Source organism: Acinetobacter genomosp. 33YU (assembly GCF_001990725.1).
Taxonomy (GTDB): domain Bacteria; phylum Pseudomonadota; class Gammaproteobacteria; order Pseudomonadales; family Moraxellaceae; genus Acinetobacter; species Acinetobacter seifertii.
The window spans coordinates 54,081-80,712 of the sequence record NZ_LFZQ01000005.1; the positions used below are offsets into that span (position 1 = coordinate 54,081).

Below are 26,632 nucleotides of genomic sequence, written 5' to 3' on the forward strand. Positions count from 1 at the left end.
TTTTTTATTTAAAGTCATTTTTAACGCCAATAATCATCGGTAGGTTTTGGCATTTCTTGCAGTCCACGGCGTAAAGTATCCGACCACTGATGACTTATTTGTGAAAAATAAGGATCATCTTCACTAATTCGCTTCCCCATAGGGATTGCAAAACTATCTTTAGTATAGACTAGCGCATCTAAAGGTAAACCTACCGAAACATTAGAACGCAACGTCGAGTCAAACGAGATTAAGCTACAGCGTAGCGCATCATCCAACGGCATAGCATAATATAAAGCACGATCTAAAATAGGCTTACCGTATTTACTTTCACCAATTTGAAAGTAAGGCGTATCTGTCGTTGCACAAATAAAATTACCTTGTGGATAAACATTATAAAGCTGCATATCGCCGCCTTTAATTTGCCCACCCACTAAAATACTACAGGCGTAATTCATTTGTTCTTGAGTATCCGAGCTAATATCCTCTAAAACATTTTTTAAAGTTTTACCAACTAGATCAGCCACTTCAAACATTGTGTTAATGCTATATAGATTAGGCTCTTGTTGCAAAGTAAGGGCATTTTGCAAATGCCCGATAACCGCTTGTGTTGTTGCTAAATTACCTGCTGTTTGCAAAGCAATAAATCGCTCACCCGTCACACCAAAAGTATGAAGTTTACGAAACACAGAAATATGATCGACCCCTGCATTAGTTCGAGTATCACTTATAAACACCAAACCCTGCTCTAATCTCAGTGCACAACAATAGGTCATTTCGCTCTCTTCACATTCAACAGGCCAACACTTGAACCACAGACATCATATTTTCGACTCCACCTTTTTCTCTCACACCTCTAATCGGCGCAACATCAAGATAGTCTCGACCAACCGCAAGATAAATATGATGCATTGGTGTAAACAATTGATTGCTTACATCAAAACAATACCACTGATTATCTAAAAATACCTCCGCCCAAGCGTGACTGGCAAGGTGCGGGGAATTTTGATCAAATAAATAACCAGAAACATAACGTGCTGGTAATTGTAACGCACGACACATAGCAATTAAAACATGTGCATGATCTTGGCATACCCCCTGTCCTGCATGAAAACCTTCTGTAGCAATCGTATGAACAGAGGTACTATCTGGTTGATAAGGCATCTTTTGCAAAATATTTTCACTGAGTAAAGCAATATGTTTTCGATCTTTTACCGTTACAATTCTCCGAGCAAAATCCAACATTTCGGAATCATATTTTGTGGCTTCCGTATTTTGAAGAAATAGGCTCATAGGTATAGATACATCTACTCCACCTATTTCTGTATTAAGAAGCTCGACAATCCCTTGCGCCATAAAAGTTAAATGCTGATACTCATAGCGCTGAGTAGCCGTTAACCAAATATTATTAAAGATATCCCTTTTGAGAGTTTTATCTCCAGGTACACTGATTGCCCAATTCAAGACATGCTGATGTAATGATGTTTGAGGCATCATTTTAATATACTGAATACTGTTTTTAGCAGTTTCAGTATAGTGATAATGCGTTTGATGATTGATCATCAGTTTCATAATTATGCCTCGAACATATATTCCAACTGCTGTGTGAAATTATAGTAACCCTCCCAATTTGGATGATCTTTCAACAATGTCCACACTTCATTTAATTTATCCCACCCTAAGTCATTAAGTCGTTTGAGTAATTTTTCCAAATCTTGTAAAAGCACTGTAATGTCTTGTTGAAAACGTAGTTGTATATCGAATTGTTCAATCTTTTGGCCCAATTGCAGAAAAAGGGCAATATCCTCATGTTCAGCACTAAGTATTTGATTACATTTATCCAAAGCTTGATTTAATGAATCAGGGTTAGCTTGAATAGACTTAATCGCATGATTCAATTCCGCATACGCACTAGAAGATAATATTCCTCTTAATTCATGGATATTATCTTTGGCAATAGCGAACTGGTTCAGTAATGAATATGTTTGTTGAGTATCTAACATATAGCAATTCAGTAATTCCGCTTGCTCAATAACCAACCCAAATGCTGATGCAAATTGACTTGCTTTTTCATCATTTGTAAATGGCAAGTGTGATACAGCAAATTTAATCCGCATTAAATAACGGCCCAACCAATAAATGTGGTGTGCACTCGAATTGAGTAAAACCATAAATTTCCTCTTTAACCAACGATTAGGAATGTAATGTCTCAACAACCCATGTATCTTTAATACCTCCTCCTTGTGAGGAATTTACGACTAAAGATCCTGCCTGCATGGCTACTCGTGTTAAGCCTCCGGGTACAATTTCAGTACGATATGGAGAACTCAATACAAACGGTCGTAGGTCAATGTGACGTTCAGCCACCCCTGATGTTGTTAAAGTCGGTGCAACAGATAAAGCTAATGTTGGTTGCGCAATATATTCATGCGGTGTAGCAATCAGTTTTTTTCTAAATTCATCAATTTCACATGAGCTTGCTTTAGGTCCAATTAACATGCCATAACCACCAGAACCTTGAGCCTCTTTAATTACTAATTGGTCAATATGAGTGAGTACATAATCCAAATGTTCTTTTTCTCGACATTGATAAGTAGGTACATTCTTTAAAATTGGTGTTTCTCCCAAATAATATTGAATCATCTGATCAACATATGGATAAATTGATTTATCGTCAGCAACCCCTGTACCTGGTGCGTTGGCAATCACTACATTTTTCTGTAAATAAGCAGACATAAGCCCCGCCACCCCAAGAGCACTATCAGGTCGAAATGCAAGTGGATCTAAGAAATCGTCATCTAAACGTCGATAAATCACATCAACTTTTTGGCGCCCGCGAATGGTTTTAACAAAAACTTGATCATTTTCTACAAATAAATCTCGGTTAGTAACCAGTGGCACATCCATTTCACGCGCTAAAAAAGCATGCTCATAATAAGCACTGTTAAAACGCCCAGGAGTTAAGACCACAATAAAGGGTTGATCAACTTCTGAATTTTCTTGAAGTATTTCTTTTAACAAACTTGGATAATGTTCAATTCCTTGTAAATTATTGGCAGCACAAAGCTCAGGCATAAGTTGTTGACTAATATTTCTACTTTCAATCATATATGACACCCCTGAAGGTGTTCGTAGGTTATCTTCTAATACAAAGAACTCCCCATCGCCATCACGAATAATATCTATTCCACTAATTTGAGAATAAATTTTACCTTTTAGTGAATGCTTGAGCATATGTGGCTGAAAGGCTTCATGACAAACAATCTGGTTCTCTGGAATTAATTTCTCCTTCAAAATATGTTGTCCATGATAAATATCATCTAAAAAGTAATTTAAAGCTTTAACTCGCTGCGCACAGCCTGCTGCAATTTTTTCCCATTGTTTTTTTTCAATAACTCTTGGAATTAAATCAAAAGGAATCGTCCGTTCCGCACCCTCTTTATCACCGTATACATTAAAAGTAATCCCTTGATAGAGAAAATGTTGTTTGGCCTGAGCATTTAATTGCTTAAGTTCATCTAAGGTACGAATACTCAACCATTGCTCAATTTTTTTAGAAGCTGCTCCATTAAACGTTACATCATCTAACATCTCATTGAAAAACTGCGATTTTAGTTGTTCAAATAAATTCGTCTGTACAGAAAGATTTTCTATAAACGATGGACTCTGGTTAAGTAATGCTGCGTTGGTCGCCTGCTCTTGTAAAAAATATTCAATATCGGCTTGTAGATCTTTCTCTTGTTCTGACATAGCAACCTCGTCTTATCATTTATCTATATTTCATTTTTAAATAAGCAATTTCAGTGCCACTTATATATCTATAATACTTATTGGCTTTCATTGTTATAACTTTCTTCTAAATTTTAGCATTGATTGTAACGGTAGCCACAAACTGAATCTGACAAACTTGCTAAATGTGTAAAGTTTTTTTATTGTGGTGACACCAAAGCAATTGGATATAGATTTATTACGCTTATGTCTGTAATAGAAAAAGAAACTTCAAATAGTTTATATCGCCAATGGCAGATTTTATCTCGCCTCCCTACCGGTAAATGGATCGGAACTCGAGAATTACAAGAAATGCTTGAGCGTGAAGGTATTGAAATCAGTTTAAGGACAATTCAGCGTGATTTAAATCAAATTGCTCAGCGTTTTCCAATTGAAAGCAATAAAGCCGTACCTCAAGGCTGGCGTTGGCAATCAGATGCTCCAATTCAAAGCTTACCGCATATGACAAGCTCTCAAGCGGTGACCTTTATGATGGTTGAAGAACATCTCAAACATTTGCTTCCACCTAGCCTACTAGATGAAATGGGGCCTTGGTTTGACTTGGCAAAACGGAGTCTATCTACACAGAATAATGTAAGGCAATGGATTAATCGTGTACGCATTGTGCCAGCAAGTCAGCCGCTTATTCCACCTGTAGTCGATCGTGCTGCTCAACAAGCTATATACGAAGGCTTGCTACAAGACAAACAAATTGAATGTGTATATCAAGCTCGTGTAAACCAAGGAGAAGACAAAACTTATATTTTAAATCCACTTGCTTTGGTCCAAAAAGGTGCTGTCATTTATTTAATTTGCACCCGACATGACAAAACTGAAGTACAAACATTTGCTTTGCACCGTTTCAGATCAGCAAAAGTTTTAGAAAGTCGTGCGCTTCACCCCGTCAACTTTGATATTGATCACTATATTGACTCAGGTGCTTTAGGTTTTAGAGTAGATTACAACCAACCTACAGAGTCTATTCAACTCACATTAACAATGACTGAGCAAACCGCTAAAACTTTTTATGAAAGCCAGTTAAGTAAAGATCAAACAATTACTCCAATTGAAGAAAACATTGTCGAAGTTACAGCAACCGTTCCATTTACATCTCAACTCGTGTGGTGGTTACGAAGTTTTGGGAAAAAACTACTACGTATCGAACCTATTCAAGTAAACAATGCTGTACGAGAAATTGACTCTGAGAATAAATAGATATAAAAAAGAGAACCATAAGGTTCTCTTTAGATTTTGAATTATCATTTTCTTAATTTTATATTGGCTCTTATATTTATAGTTGTTTCAGATCAATCTGTCCCCCCGCCAAAACTGATCTGCCTCTTGTTTTGCGCTATTTTGAACATGAGTATTGGCATGCCATTTCATCTCTATTGTAACGAATCGATTTCATTGTCATATTTAAAGCCCTCTTGTTTGAACGTGAATTCAATATAACTTTCGTTTTGAAACCTGTGAAATAAGAAAAAAAGGAAGTGAAATCTTTTTTCTTCCTTAGGAAGTTTCCATATATTTTTTGATCAGAAAATAAAAAAGCCCAGTATAGACTGAGCTTTTTTACATACTAAAATAATTAAGCTGTTTTTCTCATCATGTTATTTTTACGAATCGTGATCATTACAAGCTGAACAGCAGCTGGGGTAACACCAGGAATACGACTCGCTTGAGCTAACGTTTCTGGAAGAACAGTTTTCAATTTCTGAGTAATTTCACGCGATAGACCAGAAACAACATCATAATCGAAATCGGCTGGAATTTTGGTTTCTTCAAGACGCTTTAATTGAGCTACATCTTCATGCTGACGGTTAATATAACCTTCGTATTTAACAGCAATTTCAATTTGATCACCAACTTGTTCAGAAACTTCCGAACCTGTAAGCTCTGCAATTTGAGCAAAACTAATATTAGGACGTTTGAGTAAATCAATCGCACTACATTCTTTGCTCAGGTCAGCACCAGTCATTTCGACAAATTTCTTACCCATTGGATTGTTAGGCGCCGCCCACAAATGTTGTAAACGCGATGTTTCGCGCTCAACTGCTTCCATTTTTTCACAATAAGCAGCCCAACGAACATCATCAACCAAACCAAGTTCACGACCAATTGTTGTTAAACGTTGATCGGCATTATCTTCACGTAACATCAAACGATATTCCGCACGGGAAGTGAACATACGGTATGGTTCTTTTGTACCCAAAGTAATCAAGTCATCAACCAATACGCCCATATAAGCTTGGTCACGTTTAGGTGTCCACTCTTCTTGTTCCCAAGCACGGCGTGCAGCATTTAAACCAGCAAGTAAACCTTGAGCACCCGCTTCTTCATAACCGGTAGTACCATTAATTTGCCCTGCAAAATACAAGCCGTTAATTGCTTTGGTTTCAAGGGTGAATTTCAAAGCTTGCGGATTGAAATAATCATATTCGATTGCATAACCCGGACGCAAAATATGGGCATTTTCCATACCACGAATTGATCGAACAAGTTCAAACTGAACATCAAATGGTAATGAAGTCGAAATACCATTTGGATAAAGCTCATGAGTATCGAGACCTTCTGGCTCTAAAAATACCTGATGTGAGTCTTTATCAGAGAAACGATGAATCTTGTCTTCAATTGAAGGACAGTAACGTGGACCTACACCTTCAATGACACCGGTATACATTGGTGAACGATCTAAACCACCACGAATAATGTCATGTGTTTTTTCGTTAGTATGCGTAATATAGCAGTTCACTTGTTCAGGATGCATCGAAGCATCACCCATGAATGACATCACTGGAGACGGAAAGTCACCCGGTTGTGGTGTCATAACAGAGAAATCAACTGAGCGCGCATCAATACGTGGTGGTGTCCCAGTTTTTAAACGACCTACTGGTAGTTTTAATTCACGTAAACGTTGAGCAAGTGCAATAGAAGGAGGATCTCCTGCACGACCACCGCTTGATTTTTCTAAACCAACGTGAATAACACCGCCTAAGAATGTACCTGTAGTTAACACAACAGTTTTTGTGTCAAAACGAATACCCATTTGGGTAACAACACCCTTAACGGTATCGCCTTCAACAATCAGGTCATCAGCCGCTTGTTGGAAAATATCAAGATTTGCTTGGTTTTCTAAAGTTTCACGAATTGCAGCTTTATAGCGAACACGGTCAGCCTGAGCACGCGTTGCACGTACTGCCGCACCTTTACGTGAGTTTAAAATACGGAATTGAATACCACCTTTATCGGCAGCCAAAGCCATCGCACCGCCAAGCGCATCAATTTCACGTACTAAATGTGATTTACCAATACCACCAATTGCTGGGTTACAGCTCATCTGACCCAAAGTCTCAATGTTATGGGTCAAAAGCAAAGTCTGTCGTCCCATACGCGCCGCAGCAAGTGCCGCTTCCGTACCTGCGTGACCGCCACCGATAACGATAACATCATAAACTTTAGGATAGTGCATGAGTACAAAAACACCAGAAAAAAAAGACGGAACATTATAGCAAAATTATCTGGTTATTGATGTACATAATTACAAAATTGTCATCACATGATTTACGCTACACCACATGTTTTGACATTTTGTTGCATGAATTCAATACAAAGTGAATGTTTTTTGAAATATTTCATTTTAGAATAAAAATTGTACAGCACTTATATGACTTTAAAACTAACGTAACTAGAAGGAACACAAAATGAAAAGTACCATGTTAAAAATCTTAACTGCATCTCTCCTTTGTTTTTCAGGCGTAACGTTGACCCACGCTGCGACCAATCATACTGCAAAGTCGACTCATACGGCTAAATCCAGCAAAGCAACTCATCATGCTGCCGACTCAAGCAAATCAGTGATGCAAAAAGAACTGAGAGCTTGTGCTAAAAAACGTCAGGGTGAATGGGTATCTTATAGCCATAATGGCGCAACTTTTAACGGTACTTGCCAACCAAATGAAAACGGCAAATTACAGTTTAAAGCCCCTGCTCCTTAATGTAATTTAAATTTAATATGTAGAATAACGTTTTAGTTTTTCTATAACACAGTATGATTTTCAAAAAGCGGTCCATTAAAGATGGGCCGTTTTCTTTTTTAAAATACTCCAGTCGGCTACAATAGACCTTTAAATAAAATTTTAGGTCCTTTTCGTGAAGTGGTTACAAATACACATTACCGTTGATCAAGAACAAGTTGAATTCACAGAAACACTATTAATGTCTCTAGGTGCGGTAAGCGTAACTCTGGATGATGCCGAAGATCAGGCTCTACTTGAACCATTACCAGGCGAAACACCTTTATGGAATAAAGTCATTGTTACAGGTATCTATCAACAAGACGAACAAGACCCAATTGATGTCGATACATTAGAAGCTTTCTTAAAAGCTCAACTTCCAGATGTGCCAATGCGTCATGAAGAACTTGAAGACCAAGTTTGGGAACGCGCATGGATGGATTATTATGAACCTATTCAAATTGGGGAAAAATTCTGGATCGTACCTGAATGGTTAGAGCCACCAGAAGCAGACGCGACCAATATTAAACTTGATCCAGGTCTAGCTTTCGGCACAGGTAACCATGCAAGTACATTCTTATGCTTACAATGGTTAGGCAAAACTGATGTTAAAGATAAAATCGTAATTGATTATGGTTGTGGTTCAGGCATTTTAGGTGTTGCAGCTTTATTATTAGGTGCTAAAAAAGTCTATGCGACAGATATTGACCCACAAGCTGTTTTAGCAACAAAACAAAATGCTGAGCTCAATGGCGTTCTAGATGGTTTATATGTTGGCCTCCCTGAAGAGTTTGATCAAGAATTCAAACCTCAACAAGCAGATGTTTTAGTTGCAAATATTTTAGCGGGACCATTAATGGCACTTGCGCCAGAGTTTGCAAAATTAGTTAAATCTGATGGTGAGTTCGCACTTGCTGGTGTAATTGAAGAGCAAGTTGCTGATGTTTCAGGTGTTTATTCTGAATTTTTTGATATATTAGATATCGAAAAGCGCGAAGAAAATTGGTGTCGCATTTCAGGAAAACGCAAAACAATAAACTGAGACTATTTAACTCATGAATGAAAAACAAACCCGCTGCCCTAAGTGTTTAACAGTTTATAAAGTTTCTCTTACCCAGTTAACTGTTGCTCAGGGTATGGTTTGTTGCCCTAAATGTAATTTAAATTTTAATGCTCTTACCAACTTGGTTAGTGTTGAACTGCCAGAACCAACAAACTCATCTGTTTTAGCCAATGGTTCTATTCAAACACGATATATGACTCACTCTCATGTATTAGATATCTTTGATCAAAAAGTTGAAAACTCTAATATTGATCTTCTGACATATTTAAATAATTTAAATTATTTTCATAATGAACCAATCAATGCACTACCGAATCTCAACTTAGCAGAGCAAGCAACCTCCCCCGAACAAGATCATGGTAAAAAACATAGTTGGTTATATTATACGCTTTGGAGTTCGGCAAATCTGATTCTGATTTTGGTTTTCACTTTTCAGATTCTCTGGTTTAACCCAAAACTCATGCAACAGAGTCCTGCTATTAGTCATGCATTTAATTATGTATGCAAAATTTTGCATTGCAGTAAGTCAGCTGAACAATACGAACTTCTTAATATAGAGAAAGTGAAACTACGTAGAATTGATTCAGAACACACTCAAGTTTCAGGTGTTTTGGTCAATCAAAATAATAAAAGTATTGAGCTACCAAGCCTAAAACTCAGTTTTGGTTCACAAACTGATCAAGAACAAATCATTTTTACACCTAATCAGTACTTGGTAGAAAATTTACGTGGAATTCAACGTATTCCAACCAATACACCTTTTAGATTCCAATTTGTCTTAAATAAAAGCAAAAAGAGCTTACTAAATTATCGATTAGAAATTGTCCACCCCTAAATTGTAAAAAAAGTGAAAAAAAAAATAAAAAAAATGCAGTTAATTTGCTCACTTTTTCCTAGACAATGGTATGATACGCGCCACGAAAGCTTTGACTCATATACTCCTCGCTCTCAATTCAAAAAATATACTGTTAAGCATGTGTGCTTTTCTAAATTAAGCGCATAGCCTAACTTTTTTTGTTTTTGAGGGGGCTGTAACAAATATTTAACTATTGTTACGCTTATTTTTTACTCAATACGAAGATTTATGGCAAGCTAATTGTTCTTATGTTTTAGAGTCACTGTTTTAGGATCTAAAACAGGACTCCGTATTTTAGACCACATTTATATACTACTTTACCCAAGCTAGTATTTGATTTTCGGATTAACTCGCATGAATAGCAAATCTCCTATTTTTACTGCACAATCTGATGTTGCTCTTCGCATCCACGTGGATCGCGCAGTTCGTCATTATTTTGCACAATTGCAAGGTGAGCAACCATCTCAGGTATATGACATGGTGCTAGCAGAAATGGAGAAACCTCTTTTATCTGTAGTTCTTGAATATACTCGTGGCAACCAGACACGTGCCGCAGAAATTCTTGGACTAAACCGCGGCACTTTACGCAAAAAGTTAAAAGCTCACGGTTTAATGAGTGAATAAATGATAAAATGCTCACGACGTCGTGGGCATTTTTTTATGCTTCTAATTGGTTTTAATCCGTAGACTTGAAATTGTTGACTTGAACATCATGACTATTAAACGTGCTTTGATTTCTGTATCAGACAAAACAGGAATTGTCGAATTTGCTCAAAACCTTGCAGCTTTAGGGGTAGAACTATTATCTACAGGCGGCACATATAAGTTGCTTAAAGATAATAACATTGCTGTTGTTGAAGTATCTGAACATACTGGTTTCCCAGAAATGATGGATGGCCGTGTAAAAACACTACATCCAAAAATTCATGGCGGCATTTTAGCTCGTCGTGGTCTAGACGAAGCAGTTATGCAAGAACACAACATTGATCCAATCGATCTAGTTGTAGTCAACCTTTATCCATTTGCAGCTACAGTTGCTAAACCAAACTGTTCACTTGCTGATGCTATCGAAAATATCGACATCGGCGGTCCAACAATGGTTCGTGCTGCTGCTAAAAACCACGCTTCTGTGGGTATTGTTGTAAATGCTTCAGATTACGATACAGTGATTAACGAATTAAAAGCTGCTGGTTCACTTTCTTATGAAACACGCTTCGATTTAGCTGTTAAAGCATTTGAACATACTGCTCAATATGACGGCATGATCGCTTCTTACTTAGGCGCTCGCGTTGGTAAGACCGAAGGTGAAGCTGATTTATTCCCTCGTACATTCAACACTCAATTAAATAAAGCACAAGATTTACGTTACGGTGAAAACCCACACCAATCTGCTGCTTTCTATGTTGAAGCAACCGCAAAAGAAGCATCTGTTTCTACAGCAAAACAATTACAAGGCAAAGAATTGTCTTATAACAACATTGCTGACACAGATGCTGCACTTGAATGTGTTAAATCATTTGCTAAACCAGCTTGTGTAATTGTAAAACATGCTAACCCTTGTGGTGTTGCGGTTTCTTTAGACGGCATTAAAGCTGCTTATGATTTAGCTTATGCAACAGATCCAGAATCTGCTTTTGGTGGCATTATTGCATTTAACCGCGAGTTAGATGTTGCAACTGCTCAAGCAATTGTTGACCGTCAATTCGTTGAAGTTATTATTGCTCCAAGTATTGCTGATGGCGTACTTGAAGTGACTGGTGCGAAGAAAAATGTTCGTGTTTTAGTATGTGGTGAATTACCTGCAATTGATGCACGTGCTCCACAACTTGACTATAAACGCGTTAACGGCGGCTTACTTGTTCAAGACCAAGACTTGGGCATGATCACTAAAGATGATCTTAAAGTTGTTACTAAAATCGCTCCAACTGAACAAGAAATTGATGACCTTATTTTCGCATGGAAAGTTGCGAAATATGTGAAATCAAATGCTATTGTTTATGCAAAAAACCGTCAAACTATTGGTGTAGGCGCGGGTCAAATGAGCCGTGTTAACTCAGCTCGTATTGCTGCAATTAAAGCAGAACATGCTGGTTTGGTTGTTGAAGGTGCTGTTATGGCTTCTGATGCATTCTTCCCGTTCCGTGACGGTATCGATAATGCAGCTAAAGCTGGCATCAAGTGCATTATTCAACCAGGTGGTTCTATGCGTGATGAAGAAGTTATTGCAGCAGCTGATGAAGCTGGAATTGCAATGGTTTTCACTGGTATGCGCCATTTCCGCCACTAATTTAAATTTAGTCCTCCCTAACCCTCCTTTTATTCAGGAGGGTTTTCCACAATAATGGAACTATCTCTCCACTTTGAGAAATAGAGGGGGATGAAAAAGGATTAAAGTTAAGGAACAAATTAAAAATGAATATTTTAGTTTTAGGTAGTGGTGGCCGTGAACATGCTTTAGCATGGAAAATCGCGCAAGATACCAAAGTTACTCAAGTTTTTGTTGCACCTGGTAATGCTGGTACTGCAACAGAAGAAAAATGCGTTAACGTTCAACTTGATATTTTAGACAACCCAGCAATTATTGCTTTTGCTAAAGAAAATAATGTTGAACTCGTTGTTGTTGGTCCAGAAGCACCATTAGTAAATGGTGTAGTAGATGCTGCACGTGAAGCTGGTGTAAAAATTTGGGGTCCAACTCAATATGCAGCACAACTTGAAGGCTCAAAAGCATTTGCTAAGCATTTTTTAAAACGCCATAACATTCCAACTGCTTTTTACGATGTATTTACTGAAGTTGATGCAGCGAAAGCTTACGTTGAAAAAAATGGTGCACCAATCGTTATTAAAGCTGACGGCCTTGCTGCTGGTAAGGGTGTAATCGTTGCAATGACCAACGAAGAAGCTTTTGCAGCGATTGATGACATGCTTGCAGGTAACAAATTTGGTGATGCTGGTTCACGCGTTGTAATTGAACAGTTCCTTGCTGGTGAAGAAGCTTCTTTCATTTGTATGATTGATGGTAAAAATATTTTACCAATGGCAACTTCACAAGATCACAAACGTATTTTTGAAGGTGATCAAGGTCCAAACACTGGTGGTATGGGCGCTTACTCTCCTGCTCCAGTTGTAACTCCAGATGTTTTTGAACGTGTAATGACTGAAATCATGCGTCCAACTATTGATGGTATGGCTGCTGACGGACATGTTTACACTGGATTCTTATATGCGGGTTTAATGATTGATGAACAAGGTCAACCACGCGTAATTGAATTTAACTGCCGTTTTGGTGACCCTGAAACTCAACCAATCATGATGCGCTTAAAGTCATCTCTTGTTGATTTGGTTGAAGCAGGTATTGCAGGTAATTTACCAAAAGAAGCTGAGTGGGATGAGCGTAAGTCAATCGGTGTTGTACTTGCAGCAGAAGGATACCCAGATAGCGTACGTAAAGGCGATGTGATTTCTGGTATCGGCCAATCACCTGAAGATACTAAAATCTTCCACGCTGGTACTGCAACTCGTGAAGATGGTCACATTGTGACTTCTGGTGGACGTGTGCTTTGCGTAACTGCTTTAGGTGACAGCGTTCTTGAAGCACAAATTAATGCTTTAGAAGTATGCGGCCAAGTAACTTTCACAGGTATGCAATACCGTAGTGACATCGGTTACCGCGCGATTGCTCGTGAAAAAGCTGAATAAAAGTTAGCATAAAAAAAGCTTCCTATTTAGGAAGCTTTTTTTATTTTGTGCACCAATAGAAGAAAATGATATAAATTTTTAGAAGATTTATTAAGATATCAACAAATAGAAAAAAGCCCTCTATATCAACTACATTTTTATTGCTATCATTAGTACATAGTTGTAACTGTCATCAGACACTGCTGTTTTAATAATTTCCATAAAGACTTGCTCTACAAATTATGCCTGTAGAGAGTTTTTTAATATTCTAAATTTATGAATGCTCGTTTGGCTACTGTTGGGGATGAACTGTTTGGGGAAACAGTTTTTGTTTATTAAACAATTACCCTCTGTTATAGCCAAAATATGCAAGCAAATTATGGAACCCCAGAAAAAGATCACAGAGTTTAGACTAGTTGTAATTCCAACTCCTCTCTTTTCATATTGATATAGATCAATCGTTATTGTTCTATATCTTAATCAGGACTTTTTTAAATGAAAAAGCTGATCAGCCTTTTTTTAAGCATGTCAGTAGTATTATTGACAGCATGTAGCAAACAAGAAAATGCTCAACAAGCCGAACAAAACAATGATAGTACCAAAGTACAAACGGTAGTAATTGCCTCTACAGGTTCGGATGCTGACATTTGGCGTTATATCGCATCTTTACCTGAAACCCAAGCTGCTGGACTCAAGTTAGAAGTAAAAAACTTCTCAGACTCCGTTTCAATGAATACAGCAGTTGCAAATAAAGAAGTAGATTTGAACGCATTCCAAGCTTATTCTTATCTTACTGTATTTAATAATTCAAACCCGGATAAGATTGCAGCGGTTTCTACCACTTATATTGAGCCAATGGGGATTTATTCAAGTAAATACAAAAAAATTGAAGAACTTCCTGAAGGTGCAATTATTTCAATCCCGGATGATGCTGCCAGCGAATCTCGTGCGCTACTCTTGTTACAAACTGCTGGCTTAATCAAGCTTAAAGCTGACTATAATCCTATTCAGGGCAGTCCAATTGATGTTATCGAAAATCCCAAAAAGATCAACATCAAACCAATCAAAATGGAAACTGCATTACGTCTTAAAAATGAATTTGATGCAGTTGTATTAAATAATACCATAGCACTCGAGGGAGGTTTAAACGTACTCAAAGATTCTATGTTCTATGAACCTATTGATCAAATCTCAAAAATTAGTGTAAACGTTCTAGCAACTGCTGAATCACGTAAAAATGATCCTGTCTTGCAAAAAGTTGGTAAGCTTTACCATAGTGCAGCTGTTAAAAAATACATTGAAGAACACTTTGGTGGAACAAAAGTTGACGTAGACAAACCAATCAGCTATCTCTCAGAAGCTAAATAGTAATATAATAGCCCAAACGTGAAACAGGCAAATTATCTTTGCCTGTTTTTTCTTTCAAGCATAGTTTCTGACGATATGATTCAATTTAAAAACATTTCAAAGCACTATCAGCTCAAAAGCCAAACCATACGCGCACTCGATCAAATCAATTTAGAGATTCCAGAGGGCAGTATTTTCGGCATTATTGGCTATAGTGGTGCAGGTAAAAGTACTTTAATTCGCCTGATTAATTTACTCGAACGACCAAATGAAGGTCAGATTATTATTAATCAAAAGGACTTCACTGCTTTAGATGCACGTTCATTACGTCAGGAGCGTGCAAATATTGGTATGATTTTTCAGCATTTCAATTTGCTTCAAACCAAAACAGTTGCTGAAAATATCGAAATGCCAATGCGCCTGCTAAATTACAAAAAAGCAGAACGTGAAAAGCGTTTAAATGAATTATTAGAGTTTATTGATCTTAAGCATAAAAAAGATGCCTATCCAGATGAACTGTCTGGCGGTCAAAAGCAACGTGTTGGTATTGCTCGTGCATTAGCAAATCATCCTAAAATTTTATTATGTGATGAAGCCACATCTGCACTAGATCCGCAAACCACTCAATCAGTTCTAGAGCTTTTAAAGAAAATCAATCAAGAACAGAAAATCACAATTGTTATGGTTACTCATGAAATGGATGTCATTGAATCTATTTGTGACCATGTTGCAGTTATGGAAGCTGGTAAAGTGATTGAGCAAGGCTCAACTATTGATATTTTTAGTAATCCTCAGCATCCAACAACTAAAAACTTTATACAAACTGTCTTACATCAGCAGTTACCAGTTAACATTCTAAATCAATTAGAAAATCAACATCACCACAGCATCTATTGCCTACAATTCTTAGGGCGTTCGGCTCAAGAACCTGTAATTCAGTCACTTATTAAACAATATGATATTAGTTTAAATATCTTATTTGCCAATATGACTGAAATTAATGGCACAGTGATTGGTCAAATGTTTGTACAGCTTTTAGGTGACCCGCAGTTGATCAGTCAAGCGATTGAGTTTTTAGAAAAAAATGAAGTGAGCGTAGTTCAATCAGGAGATCAAGTATGAGAGATTTAATCGTACAATGGTTAACTGAACTTACTCAGCCTTTCTGGCAAAGTTCCCTTTCTATGGACCAGTTTGTAACTGCATTACAAGAAACCTTTAATATGGTGTTCTTTGCGCTTATATTTGGTGGTATTTGGGGCTTCATCCAAGGCATTATTCTGCTTGTAACTCGCCCAGAAGGGATCTTACCAAACAGATTCATTTATCATTTGCTTAACCCAATTGTAAATGCATTGCGTTCTCTGCCATTTATTATTTTACTTATTGCAGTTATTCCACTCACCAAGTTCTTGGTAGGCACTTCAATTGGTACATGGGCGGCAATCGTTCCTTTAACGATTTATGTTGGACCATATATGGGCCGACTTATTGAAACTTCCCTACTTGAAGTAAATGAAGGAATTATCGAATCTGCTCAAGCAATGGGTGCAACACCTTGGCAGATTATTTCACGCTTTATTTTACCTGAAGCTCGTAGTTCTCTTATTTTGAACTTGACGACTGCTACGATTAGCCTTATTGGTGCAACCGCCATGGCTGGTGCAGTTGGTGCTGGTGGTATTGGTGACTTAGCCATTTCTTATGGCTATCAACGTTTTGATACAAGCGTTGTGATTTTAACAGTGATTATCCTCTTGCTTTTGGTACAGATTGTACAGACTTTAGGCAACTGGCTCTCTAAGATACGCTAAGTCATTTATATAGAAAGCTCCCTAAACGGGGGCTTTTTGTTTTTATAGTCTCCTGTTATTAAAAAGTTGAGTACATGGCTTAACACCTTTTTCTGTTATCATCAAAATTAGTGGTTACTCTTTGGATTTGGTTTCAGGATAAAACAATGCGTTATAGAATTCATTTTATTGATGTGCAAAATGCCCTACAAAACTATATCTGGATTTTAGAAGATACTGAAACTCATGAAGCCGTTGCAGTTGATCCAACAGAAGCTGAGTTAGTCACTCAATTTTGCAATGACCATCATTTAACCTTAAAGCAAATTTGGCTTACGCATTGGCATAAAGATCATATCGGTGGCGTTGCAGATTTAACGGCTAATTCCACTCTAACTGTATATGGTCCAAGAGATGAATTAGGTAAAATTCCCGGTATTACTCATCCCCTTCAACATGATGACCATCTAAAATTTAATGATTTAAAAGTAGAGATTATTGCAACACCAGGTCATACCTTAGGGCATATTGTGTATTTTATTGAGGAACTGAATGCCCTCTTTTGTGGTGATACTTTGTTTGCAATGGGGTGTGGCCGACTATTTGAAGGTACGGCAGAGCAAATGTATCACTCATTAAATCGACTCGCAGCTCTTCCAACCACAACCAAAGTCTATTGCACGCATGAATATACACTTTCTAATGCTGAGTTTGCTTTAAGCGTAGAACCTGAAAATCATGCCTTACAAGAACGTGCAGAACAAGTTCGTAAGCTTCGCACGGAAGGTAAAATTACCCTACCAAGTAGTATTGAACTTGAATTGGCAACTAATCCATTTTTACGTGCTGAAAGTGTAGATGAGTTCGCTCATTTACGTAGTTTAAAAGATAATTTCTAAATTTATGGGCTCTATAGAAAGATACAGTTTCATTTTAAGAACTGTATCTTTTTGAATAAAGCATGTTTCATGAAATTATTTTTTACATTTATTGATTTTAAATTAACTTGTTTTGATTAAATTTCACCCTAATCTTTTTATTTTAAAATAACTATAAAAATTAAATACTTAAATTTTATTAGTACAAAAATTGATTACATAAAAACTGAATAAATTTATAAAATGAAGAAGATTACTTTATCTCTTTTACTTTTTTTACAAGTTGCAAAATAAAACAAAGTTTTCCCCCTTTAAAAAATCTAGGTAAATCCCTATTAATAAATAAGGTGTAAGACACGGATAGAAGAAGGAGTTCTCACGTGAAAAAGGTTGTTAAAGCTAAAAATTTAATTGCGTTCCGTATTTGGTTAGAAAAATTAGGATATTCGGTTAAAAACTTGGCCGATGGAAAAGGTTTCACTTTCAGTTTTAAAAAAGAGTATGGCTTAGTCACGTGTGATTTGGCAGGTAATGCTTTAGCAATGCAATTAGGTGAAGAATTTGAGGATCACTTAAAAGCGTAAGCTTGAGCTGTTTTGCATATACTATTTTCAGTATTGGCAACTTAAAAGTTCTGTTTTCAAAGTAGATCTATATGAGAGTTTGTGAAAATTTTATATTGGCCTCCCATAATTAAGCATTTACATACAAGATAGTTTTTTTAAATTAAATTTTCGACTAGATATAATAAAACCTGTAGCATGGCGCCTCTCCCAAATTGCCAATTGCTACAGGTTTTTTATTTCGAATTAAAATTTTAAATAATTAATTCGTTTTAGATTTACCTAATGCTTTATCTAGAACGTCCTTGTCCAGAGCTTTGTCCCAACGAGCAACAACAATTGTTGCGCATGCATTACCAATTAAGTTAGTTAATGCGCGACACTCAGACATAAAACGGTCGATACCTAAAATGAGCGCCATACCTGCCACAGGTACAGATGGGACAACTGACAAAGTAGCAGCGAGTGTAATAAAGCCTGCACCCGTTACCCCTGCTGCACCTTTTGAACTCACCATTGCCACTAAAAGTAATGCAAGTTGTTCACTAATGGATAAGTCCACATTACATGCTTGTGCAATAAATAAAGCAGCCATGGTCATATAAATGTTAGTACCATCAAGGTTAAATGAATAACCTGTCGGAATGACTAGGCCCACTACAGATTTTTCACAGCCTGCTTTTTGCATTTTATCCATTAAAGACGGTAAAGCTGCTTCAGATGAACTTGTACCTAAGACTAACCAAAGCTCGTCTTTGATATAGCGAATTAAAGCAATAATTGAAAAGCCATTGTAACGTGCCACTGCACCTAAAATGATTAGTACGAACAGTACAGCTGTAATATAGAAAGTCATAATCAATAGTAATAAATTACCGATTGATTCGATTCCATAAGCACCAATAGTAAATGCCATAGCTCCAAAAGCACCAATTGGCGCAAGTTTCATTAACATTCCAACCAAGTAGAAAACTGGTGCCGTTAAGTTATTTAGGAAATCAGTGATTGGACGTGCACGATCGCCTAAAGCAGCTAAAGAAATACCAAATAGTACTGCCACAAATAGAACCTGCAAAATTTCACCACCAGCAAGCGGACTTACCAGTGTTTGCGGGATAATATTCATGAAGAAATCAGTAATATTGGTGGCATGAGCCTTCTCAACGTAAGTATTTACCTTATCGCTGACTAAGGTTGCTGGGTCAATGTTTAGACCTTTACCCGGTTGAATGATGTTTGCCACAATCATACCAACCACAAGTGCAAGACTTGAGAAAGTAATGAAATACAGCATTGCTTTACCAGTCACACGCCCGACACGACTCATGTTCGTCATGCTGGCAATACCAGTGACCACAGTCAAAAAGATTACGGGAGCAATAATCATTTTAACGATTTTGATGAATGCATCACCAAGCGGTTTTAAGCTCTGTCCAAGTTCAGGGTAAAAATGACCAATTAAAACGCCTAAAATAATTGCAAATATGACCTGTACATACAAAATTTGGTGAAATTTCTGTTTTTTCTGTACCGTTTCTTGGTCAAGGGTATTGAAATCCATTATCTAAATACCTGTTCGATGGGGATAAAAAAATAAAATATAAAGCGGGCACCACAAGCTGCTTTAAGGGAAGTGAAGCCATTGTAAAGAATAAAAAACACCCTGTGTCATAAATTTAAAAAATGTTAAAATCAAAAATCATGTAATTTATTGTATATAAAGTTCATGTTTTTCTGCACTATTTAACAATTAAATTTGATAAAAATTATTGTTAAATCTCATAAGAATATGTTTATTATTAAATTTATTCTGTTAGTGATTTAGCTAAAGACTTTTAAATCTAATTTTGGAACTAAGCGAACATACATTTCAATAATAAATGATTAAAACAACTTCATGTTTATTCTAAATTATGAGAATTTAATTTTTAAATAATAAGAAAAATTGATATATAATTATTTAATAAAAACAAAAACCTATATATTCCGCTATTTAAATTAGCCATTTTCATCTAAAAAAAACGAAGAGGCTTATATGCTTAAACAAATAGGCGTTTTAAAAGACTATGTACGTAATCCAAATTTAGTTCCTGATTGGTAAATAGAATCCGAAATAACATGGGTGCAATTACAGTTTCGATAATTTCTTGGTTTGGTATAGTGAACTCATTTCTTAATTTTGCACGATTTTGAATAATATCGAGTTGTTGAATAATTAAACTTTCACACATACGGGCATTAGAATCAGAATTTGATGTATAGAGCACATCTCGCAATAAATCTTGACCGACTTCGGAAGAATACTCTTCAAAATATTGTTCAACCCAAGCTGTGATATCTCGTTTAAATGAACCTAAATCTTTAGGTTCCATGTCTGGTTTGAGTTCATTTAAAGCTACATCTGAAAATAGCTGATTGATATCGCCCCATCGACGATAAATGGTTGAAGGCGTTACTCCTGCTTGTGCTGCAATCATTGGAATTGTAATTTGGCTTTGCTCGAAATCTTTTTGTAATTCTTTTACAGCATTATGTACCGCAGTTTGTATTCTCTCGCTGCGACCACCAGGGCGTAATCCAGTAACAACTTTTGCCATTTATAAACTCTGTAAAGGGATCAAAAAATTTATAAATATTTATATCTATATACAAAATACACTAAAGCTAAGGATTTGCTTTAGTGTCAAAATAATGTATAAAAGCTAAATATTCGCTTTTATGTTATTCATGTTCTATGAACAATTCAAGTTCAAAACGGTCAAGAGCTGTTTTTCAATTAGATGCTGCAAGCGCTTTGACACTCAACACAATTACGCTTATGACATTTATGGCTGCATCTAGTGCACCAACGCCGCTCTACCGCCTATACCAACAGATATGGCAATTTTCACCGGTCACATTAACTTTAATTTTTGCAACTTATGCTTTTACGCTGCTGGGATCATTACTGATTATTGGTTCTTTGTCTGACTATATTGGGCGTCGACCAGTCATTATTGCTGCCATTTCTCTGCAAATTATCTCAATGAGCTTCTTCTTGTTCGCTTCAGATGTTTCGATGTTATTTATTGCACGAGGCTTGCAAGGCATCGCAACTGGGCTTGCTGTTTCAGCTATAGGTGCAGCAATTTTAGATTTTGGTAAGCTTCATGGCTCACTGATTAATAGTATTGCACCAATGGTTGGTATGGCTGTCGGGATTTTTCTGACATGTTCTATCTTGCAGCTCTCCACTCACCCGTTACAGCTTGTGTTTGAGTTTCTATGCTTTCTTCTTATTTGTGAACTTATTTTAAGTTTTCTTACTCCAGAGACAGTCCAAAAAAGAACTGGTGCACTTGCTTCTTTGAAACCCGCGATGGCTATTCCTCCACAAACGAAAAGTGCTTTATTAAGTATTAGCCCAATTAATATTGCACTTTGGATGGTCAGTGGTTTCTTCTTGTCACTTATGCCATCTTTACTGGCAAAAATTTTCCATACTTCATCGGCATGGCTAAACGGTATTATGTTTATGGCGCTCGCCCTTTCTGGTGCGGCAGGTATATTAACGCTTAGAAAGTCGACAAATTTTCGTATTTTATTAACCGGTACTCTCTCGATTGCTATTGGTGCCATTGTCTTATTCATCGCCATTAACCTAACCAATGCTGTAGTTTTATTTTTAGGTTCTATTATTACTGGCGTTGGTTTTGGTACGGCTTTTATGGGAGCCATTCGTAGTGTAATGCCGCTGGCTCTTCCAGAAGAACGTGCTGGACTTATGGCAGCATTTTTCGTTGAAAGTTATTTGGCTTTTAGTATTCCTGCAATTTTAGCTGGCTATTTTGTGGGTAAGATTGGACTGATGCATACAGCAAATAGCTACATCTGTTTTATTGTCTTACTTTCGCTTGTTGCCCTTTTCATGATTTTTAAAAATTTTAAAAATAAATAACCATATAAAAAAGCCTCGAACTGAGGCTTTTTTTAACATTTACTGGTCACGCCAGCGTTTTAAAAAGCGTTTTATATACTTTTTAAATGGCCACGTAAACTGTTTTACAAAGCTATTTGGAATTTTATAGCCAACCGTTCCATAAACACTTGCCAAGTGATTCGGCATATATACAGTTTTAAATAAGACATCATAGAGCGGAATAAAAGCAGCGTAATTTTTATCAATCGCAGGTTTTTCTGAAGAATGATGCCAATGATGAAATTCCGGTGTTGCGATAAACCAACGTAGATATGGAAAGCGAAAACGTACATTGGAATGAATAAAAATCGCGTGAAACGAAATAAAAATTAAATAGGCAAAAACAGCAGAAGTATGAAAACCTAAAAGGAAAATCGGTAAGGTCGCAATAAAACGAGTCATTAAAACCTCAACAACGTGTAAACGTGACGAGGCTAACCAGTCCATATACTCAGTCGAATGATGAATCGCATGAAAACGCCATAAAAAGTTAACTTCATGCATAGCACGATGTAACCAATACACCGTAAAATCGACCACAATAAGCAATTCAATAAACTGTAGCCAAATTGGCTGAGCTTGAACGTATGGCACAATTGGATTATCAGGTAAATGCGTAATCCAATACTGAATTGGCATGACAGTTAAAAAGCTAAATAGTTGAATACCAATATGGCTGACCATAAAATATTTCATATCGGTCACCCAGCCTACTCTTAAGATCTTTTGTTCAGGATTTTTCGCAAAAAAACCTTCAAGGGGTATAAAAATAAAAGCCAAGATGACTAGGGTAAGTACAAAATAATCAATGCCTGCATAAAATGGTACGCTTGGAATGACTGGAGCATGAATAACACCACAGCCTAATACTGCTGCTATGAGTGCAAAACATAAACCATAAAAACCATATCGATTTTGTCGGATGATTGCGCTAAATGCTCCAAAACCAGCGCTAATAATAATGCCTGTAATTAGTCCATAATAAAAAAGATTATAGTGCTTTGCATAAAGTGGACGTAACTCTGGGGTTGTTAGCACACTGGGAAACAAAAAACATAAAGCTCCAAATAAGCAAAGTAAGCTTAATGCCATGGATATAAAGGCACTAATTTTTCCTAAACCCGCATTAAGCTCTAAATTTTCAAATCTTGCTCTTAATTGATCGGTCATAATTCATATCAACAATTCTTTTTATCTATACGGCGCATGCTAACAAAATTTAATTATTAATTGTAAAAAGAACCTTATTTAGCTCAGACTAAAAAATAGATATATAAATAAAACTAACCAATCAACCCAAAAACAAGATCAATTGGTTAGTTATTATAAATATTTATCTATTTCAGAACGTGGAAATAGGCTATTTATTTTTATATGGAGTCTCATAGGTTGTTTCACCAACAGGTGAAACACGCCAAATTGTATTACCAACATCATCTGCAACTAATACTGCACCCGAAAAATCTATTGCCACCCCAACTGGACGTCCATAAGCCTTACCTTTATCGCTGAGGAATCCAGTCAAAATATCTTGCGGTGGACCAGAAGGTTGACCACCTCTAAATGGTACAAAAATGACTTTATAACCACTGTGCGGCTTACGGTTCCAAGAACCATGCTGCCCGATCAATGCCCCACCTCTAAATTGTGGCATCAGCTCGGCTGCATAAAATGTAAGGCCTAAAGAAGCCGTATGGTTGCCTAGTGCATAGTCAGGTTTAATTGCACGCGCAACCATTGCTGGATTTTGTGGTTTTACTCGCACATCTACATGTTGACCATAGTAGCTATAAGGCCAGCCGTAAAAAGCGCCATCTTGTACCGATGTCATATAATCGGGTACTAGGTCACTACCAATTTCATCGCGCTCATTTACAACCGTCCATAATTTACCGCTTTGAGGTTGCCAAGCCATACCATTTGGATTACGCAGTCCTGTTGCAAATGGACGAGACTGACCGCTTGCAATATCAAACTCTGTAATTTGTGCACGGCCTTTTTCTTGATCTAAACCATTTTCGCCAACATTACTATTGGAACCGACGGTAATGTAGAGCTTTGTCCCGTCACGATTGGCAATTACATTTTTGGTCCAATGATGATTTAAAGGACCGCCCGGTAAGTCTAATACTTTAGTTCCGCTCGCAGTAATCTGTGTTTCTCCTTCTTGATAAGGGAAACGTATGAGTGCATCTGTATTGGCTATATATAAGTTATTACCTACTAAAGCCATACCAAATGGTGAGTTTAAGTTTTGAAGAAATACCGTTTTTTTATCAGCAACTCCATCTCCATTGGTGTCACGAAGTAAAGTAATACGGTTAGCACTTGGATGAGATGAGCCTGCCCGTCTCATCACAAACGTCATGATTTTACCTTTAATGCCTTTGCTGTCTTCTGGTTTAGGCGGAGCATCCGTTTCAGCGACCAATACATCACCATTCGGTAATACATAGAGCCAACGTGGATGTTCAAGTCCTTTAGCAAATGCTTTTACCTTTAAGCCTTCTGCTGGTGTTGGCATAACACCACTCGGCCAACCCTGTGCAGGTGCTATATTTACGGTTGGAATTAAACTTGTTTTTGGTTCAGGTAATTTCGGATCTGTTCCATAACTCTCTGTAATTGGATATTGAGAGGATGAAGCACATCCTGCAACAAGAACGACAACTGTTGTACCTAAAAGTGGCATTAAAAAACGTATAAGCATCCTTTATCTCCATTTATTATTTTTCGCAATAAGCATAGGGTAATGCTTTAGAAGAGAGACTTATAGTTTATTTATTTAACTATACTAAGGAATACCGTCCATATTTTTAAACTTTTAATACATAACTAGTGTTTTCTAGACACGCAGATCAATTTAACTATTAACTTCAAAAGCTTCAGACTAAAACTTGGCATACGGATTTTTACGTAAAGTATTTATGTTGGCTGATAATAACTTATTAGCTAATTTTGTCGATCTCGCCTATTTTTTAATTAAAAATTCCTTTACCCTGACCTACTTTAACTATTTTTAACTTTTACGTTAGCTCAGGCGTTTAATTAAGTTCATTTATTTTTATGTCAAAAAATTTAGCAACACTGATTGGTTTAAGTGCCATCCTGATGTGGGCCTCTATGGTGGGTTTTGTAAAACATATCACGACCGTCATCGGCCCAGATATTGGCATTACACTGATTTACTCCCTAAGTGCGTTGCTACTGCTTATTATTTTTAGAGTGCCAAACTTTAAGTTAATTTCTAAAAAATATTTAATTTTAGGTGCAATTTTATTCATTGCTTATGAACTCTGCTTTTCGTTTGCACTTGCCTATTCAAAAACCGCTCAACAAGCGATTGAAGTAAGCATTGTGAACTACCTTTGGCCAAGCTTGACGGTTTTAGCTTTTGTCATTTTTAAAGAGCTAAAATTTAATGTATTTATTATTTTAGGCTTAATTATTTCAATTTTTGGCATTATTTTTATTCAGACCGGAAATGGAGATTTTAGTCTAAGTCGAGTTATCGATAACTTTTATAGCAATCCTCTAAGTTATATTTTGGCATTTATAGGTGCCATTATTTGGGCTTTTTACTGTGTGTTGACTAAGAAAATAGGTAAAGGGCAAAATCCTATTTCTATTTTCTTTATTGGCGTTGCTGCGACTTTATGGCTAAAGTTATTGTTTAGTGGCCAAGCTGTTTTGCCATCACTCGATTTAAATACGACTTTATCTCTAGTCTTTGCGTCCACAGCAATTGGGCTAGGTTATGCAGCATGGAATATTGGCATTATTCATGGCAACACCACCATGCTAGTAGTTGCATCTTACTTTACGCCCATCATCTCTTCTCTGCTTGCCATGTTGGTTTTACAAACCGAGTTATCAATCAGCTTTTGGCAAGGAACAGCTATGGTTACAGCAGGTTCACTCATCTGCTGGCTTTCAACGAATTGGACAGTTATTCGTTCTTATTTTAAAAAGGATTAAAAGTTTAGGTCATACTGATACAGATTTATCAGCAACAGAATTAGCATTAGTTTTTTGCTCTAAAGCAAAATTGACAGCTTCTTTTGCATGAATGGTGGTGGTGTCAAATAACGGTACAGAAAATTTAACATCACCAATCAACATACAAATTTCAGTACAGCCTAAAATAATACCTTCGGCACCTTCCGCAATTAGCTCCTCTACCACGGTCATATACTTTTGTTGTGACTCTGGCTTAATTATGCCCAAGCATAATTCGTCATAAATAATGCGATGCACTGTTTTACGACTAGTTTCTTTTGGAATAATCACATCAATGCCATGGTTTTGTAATCTGGCTTTATAAAAGTCTTGCTCCATAGTGAAAGCTGTTCCCAATAGTGCAACTTTTCGGATATTTTGACTTAAAATTTCTTTCGCTGTGGCATCAGCAATATGTATAAAGGGAACCGCAATCGCCTCTTCAATTTGAGAAGCTACTTTATGCATAGTATTGGTACATAACACTATACAATCTACCCCAGCTTTCTCTAAATTCATTGCTTGCTGAGCTAAGTATTCGCCTGCCTCTTGCCATAAACCTTTCGATTGTAAAGCGGCTATTTCTTGAAAATCGACGCTACTTAAAATGACTTTAGCCGAATGTAACTTGCCTAATTTGTTCTGAACTGTTCTATTAATTTGTTGATAATAAAGCGATGTAGACTCCCAGCTCATTCCGCCTATCAAGCCAATCGTTTTCATTCGTTTCAGTC

At 36.9% G+C, this 26,632-nt stretch carries 24 protein-coding genes; 14 read left to right on the plus strand and 10 right to left on the minus strand.

The annotated features are described in order from the left end of the window. Positions 1–20 precede the first annotated feature (20 nt). From AC056_RS04900 to AC056_RS04915, 4 genes are read right to left on the minus strand one after another with little or no spacing between them, the layout of a single operon-like run. Complete coding sequence (locus AC056_RS04900) at positions 21–755, minus strand: proteasome-type protease (RefSeq protein WP_077162898.1); 735 nt, start codon at positions 753–755, stop codon at positions 21–23. 16 nt (positions 756–771) lie between these two features. Beyond that, positions 772–1,551: a transglutaminase family protein gene (locus AC056_RS04905; RefSeq protein WP_004700822.1), complete on the minus strand. Its 780-nt coding sequence runs from the start codon at positions 1,549–1,551 to the stop codon at positions 772–774. Positions 1,552–1,553: 2 nt separating this feature from the next. Beyond that, the gene (locus AC056_RS04910; RefSeq protein WP_077162899.1) at positions 1,554–2,150 is read right to left on the minus strand and encodes an alpha-E domain-containing protein; all 597 of its coding nucleotides are present in this window, start codon (positions 2,148–2,150) and stop codon (positions 1,554–1,556) included. A gap of 22 nt (positions 2,151–2,172) precedes the next feature. Further along, positions 2,173–3,729: a circularly permuted type 2 ATP-grasp protein gene (locus AC056_RS04915; protein WP_049066017.1), complete on the minus strand. Its 1,557-nt coding sequence runs from the start codon at positions 3,727–3,729 to the stop codon at positions 2,173–2,175. 225 nt (positions 3,730–3,954) lie between these two features. Here AC056_RS04915 and AC056_RS19675 point away from each other — a divergent pair, with 225 nt between their 5' ends. Next, positions 3,955–4,962 (plus strand): helix-turn-helix transcriptional regulator, encoded by a 1,008-nt coding sequence (locus AC056_RS19675; protein WP_004700816.1) that lies wholly within the window; start codon positions 3,955–3,957, stop codon positions 4,960–4,962. Between the two features lie 376 nt (positions 4,963–5,338). Here AC056_RS19675 and mnmG read toward each other — a convergent pair whose 3' ends face one another. Further along, positions 5,339–7,219, minus strand: coding sequence for a tRNA uridine-5-carboxymethylaminomethyl(34) synthesis enzyme MnmG (mnmG, locus tag AC056_RS04925; RefSeq protein WP_019458350.1), 1,881 nt, complete (start codon positions 7,217–7,219; stop codon positions 5,339–5,341). Positions 7,220–7,451: 232 nt separating this feature from the next. On the opposite strand from mnmG, the gene AC056_RS04930 reads away from it, so the two are divergent. The 11 genes from AC056_RS04930 to AC056_RS04980 all read left to right on the plus strand — a co-directional run bounded on the left by AC056_RS04930 (position 7,452) and on the right by AC056_RS04980 (position 17,962). Continuing rightward, a complete protein-coding gene (locus tag AC056_RS04930; RefSeq protein ID WP_039251515.1) occupies positions 7,452–7,745 on the plus strand; it encodes a hypothetical protein in 294 nt (97 codons plus the stop codon). A gap of 154 nt (positions 7,746–7,899) precedes the next feature. Further along, positions 7,900–8,805 carry a 50S ribosomal protein L11 methyltransferase gene (prmA, locus tag AC056_RS04935; RefSeq protein ID WP_039251517.1) on the plus strand — a complete coding sequence of 302 codons (906 nt, stop codon included), beginning with the start codon at positions 7,900–7,902 and terminating at the stop codon, positions 8,803–8,805. A 13-nt stretch (positions 8,806–8,818) separates the two neighbouring features. Then, positions 8,819–9,661: a zinc-ribbon and DUF3426 domain-containing protein gene (locus AC056_RS04940; RefSeq protein ID WP_077162900.1), complete on the plus strand. Its 843-nt coding sequence runs from the start codon at positions 8,819–8,821 to the stop codon at positions 9,659–9,661. Positions 9,662–10,036: 375 nt separating this feature from the next. After that, entirely contained in the window at positions 10,037–10,306 is a 270-nt protein-coding gene (gene fis, locus AC056_RS04945; protein ID WP_001086304.1) for a DNA-binding transcriptional regulator Fis, read from the plus strand. Between the two features lie 88 nt (positions 10,307–10,394). Continuing rightward, positions 10,395–11,969, plus strand: a complete 1,575-nt coding sequence (gene purH, locus AC056_RS04950; RefSeq protein ID WP_004700806.1) for a bifunctional phosphoribosylaminoimidazolecarboxamide formyltransferase/IMP cyclohydrolase — start codon at positions 10,395–10,397, stop codon at positions 11,967–11,969. A 125-nt stretch (positions 11,970–12,094) separates the two neighbouring features. Next, positions 12,095–13,381: a phosphoribosylamine--glycine ligase gene (gene purD / locus AC056_RS04955; RefSeq protein ID WP_077162901.1), complete on the plus strand. Its 1,287-nt coding sequence runs from the start codon at positions 12,095–12,097 to the stop codon at positions 13,379–13,381. A gap of 474 nt (positions 13,382–13,855) precedes the next feature. Continuing rightward, complete coding sequence (locus AC056_RS04960; RefSeq protein ID WP_077162902.1) at positions 13,856–14,728, plus strand: MetQ/NlpA family ABC transporter substrate-binding protein; 873 nt, start codon at positions 13,856–13,858, stop codon at positions 14,726–14,728. 75 nt (positions 14,729–14,803) lie between these two features. Continuing rightward, complete coding sequence (locus AC056_RS04965) at positions 14,804–15,829, plus strand: methionine ABC transporter ATP-binding protein (RefSeq protein ID WP_004708029.1); 1,026 nt, start codon at positions 14,804–14,806, stop codon at positions 15,827–15,829. Further along, positions 15,826–16,521, plus strand: coding sequence for a methionine ABC transporter permease (locus AC056_RS04970; protein ID WP_004700797.1), 696 nt, complete (start codon positions 15,826–15,828; stop codon positions 16,519–16,521). Before AC056_RS04965 ends, AC056_RS04970 begins: the two co-directional genes overlap by 4 nt. A 146-nt stretch (positions 16,522–16,667) precedes the next feature. Continuing rightward, on the plus strand, positions 16,668–17,399 hold the full coding sequence (gloB, locus tag AC056_RS04975) for a hydroxyacylglutathione hydrolase (protein ID WP_077162903.1): 732 nt from the start codon (positions 16,668–16,670) through the stop codon (positions 17,397–17,399). 359 nt (positions 17,400–17,758) lie between these two features. Next, entirely contained in the window at positions 17,759–17,962 is a 204-nt protein-coding gene (locus tag AC056_RS04980) for a hypothetical protein (protein WP_000758190.1), read from the plus strand. Positions 17,963–18,203: 241 nt separating this feature from the next. On the opposite strand, the gene AC056_RS04985 is transcribed toward AC056_RS04980, so the two are convergent. Both AC056_RS04985 and AC056_RS04990 read right to left on the minus strand, forming a co-directional pair. After that, on the minus strand, positions 18,204–19,502 hold the full coding sequence (locus AC056_RS04985) for a dicarboxylate/amino acid:cation symporter (RefSeq protein ID WP_019458359.1): 1,299 nt from the start codon (positions 19,500–19,502) through the stop codon (positions 18,204–18,206). 478 nt (positions 19,503–19,980) lie between these two features. Then, positions 19,981–20,538 carry a TetR/AcrR family transcriptional regulator gene (locus tag AC056_RS04990; protein WP_077162904.1) on the minus strand — a complete coding sequence of 186 codons (558 nt, stop codon included), beginning with the start codon at positions 20,536–20,538 and terminating at the stop codon, positions 19,981–19,983. Between the two features lie 137 nt (positions 20,539–20,675). Between AC056_RS04990 and AC056_RS04995 the strand changes: the two genes are divergently transcribed. Next, positions 20,676–21,878, plus strand: a complete 1,203-nt coding sequence (locus tag AC056_RS04995; RefSeq protein WP_077162905.1) for an MFS transporter — start codon at positions 20,676–20,678, stop codon at positions 21,876–21,878. A gap of 39 nt (positions 21,879–21,917) precedes the next feature. Here AC056_RS04995 and AC056_RS05000 read toward each other — a convergent pair whose 3' ends face one another. Continuing rightward, positions 21,918–23,069 carry a sterol desaturase family protein gene (locus AC056_RS05000; protein ID WP_077162906.1) on the minus strand — a complete coding sequence of 384 codons (1,152 nt, stop codon included), beginning with the start codon at positions 23,067–23,069 and terminating at the stop codon, positions 21,918–21,920. Positions 23,070–23,259: 190 nt separating this feature from the next. Further along, positions 23,260–24,609 carry a PQQ-dependent sugar dehydrogenase gene (locus tag AC056_RS05005; RefSeq protein WP_077162907.1) on the minus strand — a complete coding sequence of 450 codons (1,350 nt, stop codon included), beginning with the start codon at positions 24,607–24,609 and terminating at the stop codon, positions 23,260–23,262. A gap of 356 nt (positions 24,610–24,965) precedes the next feature. Between AC056_RS05005 and yddG the strand changes: the two genes are divergently transcribed. Beyond that, positions 24,966–25,877, plus strand: a complete 912-nt coding sequence (yddG, locus tag AC056_RS05010) for an aromatic amino acid DMT transporter YddG (protein WP_039251533.1) — start codon at positions 24,966–24,968, stop codon at positions 25,875–25,877. A gap of 9 nt (positions 25,878–25,886) precedes the next feature. Here yddG and AC056_RS05015 read toward each other — a convergent pair whose 3' ends face one another. Beyond that, positions 25,887–26,621, minus strand: coding sequence for an aspartate/glutamate racemase family protein (locus tag AC056_RS05015; protein ID WP_077162908.1), 735 nt, complete (start codon positions 26,619–26,621; stop codon positions 25,887–25,889). Between the last annotated feature and the right edge of the window lie 11 nt (positions 26,622–26,632).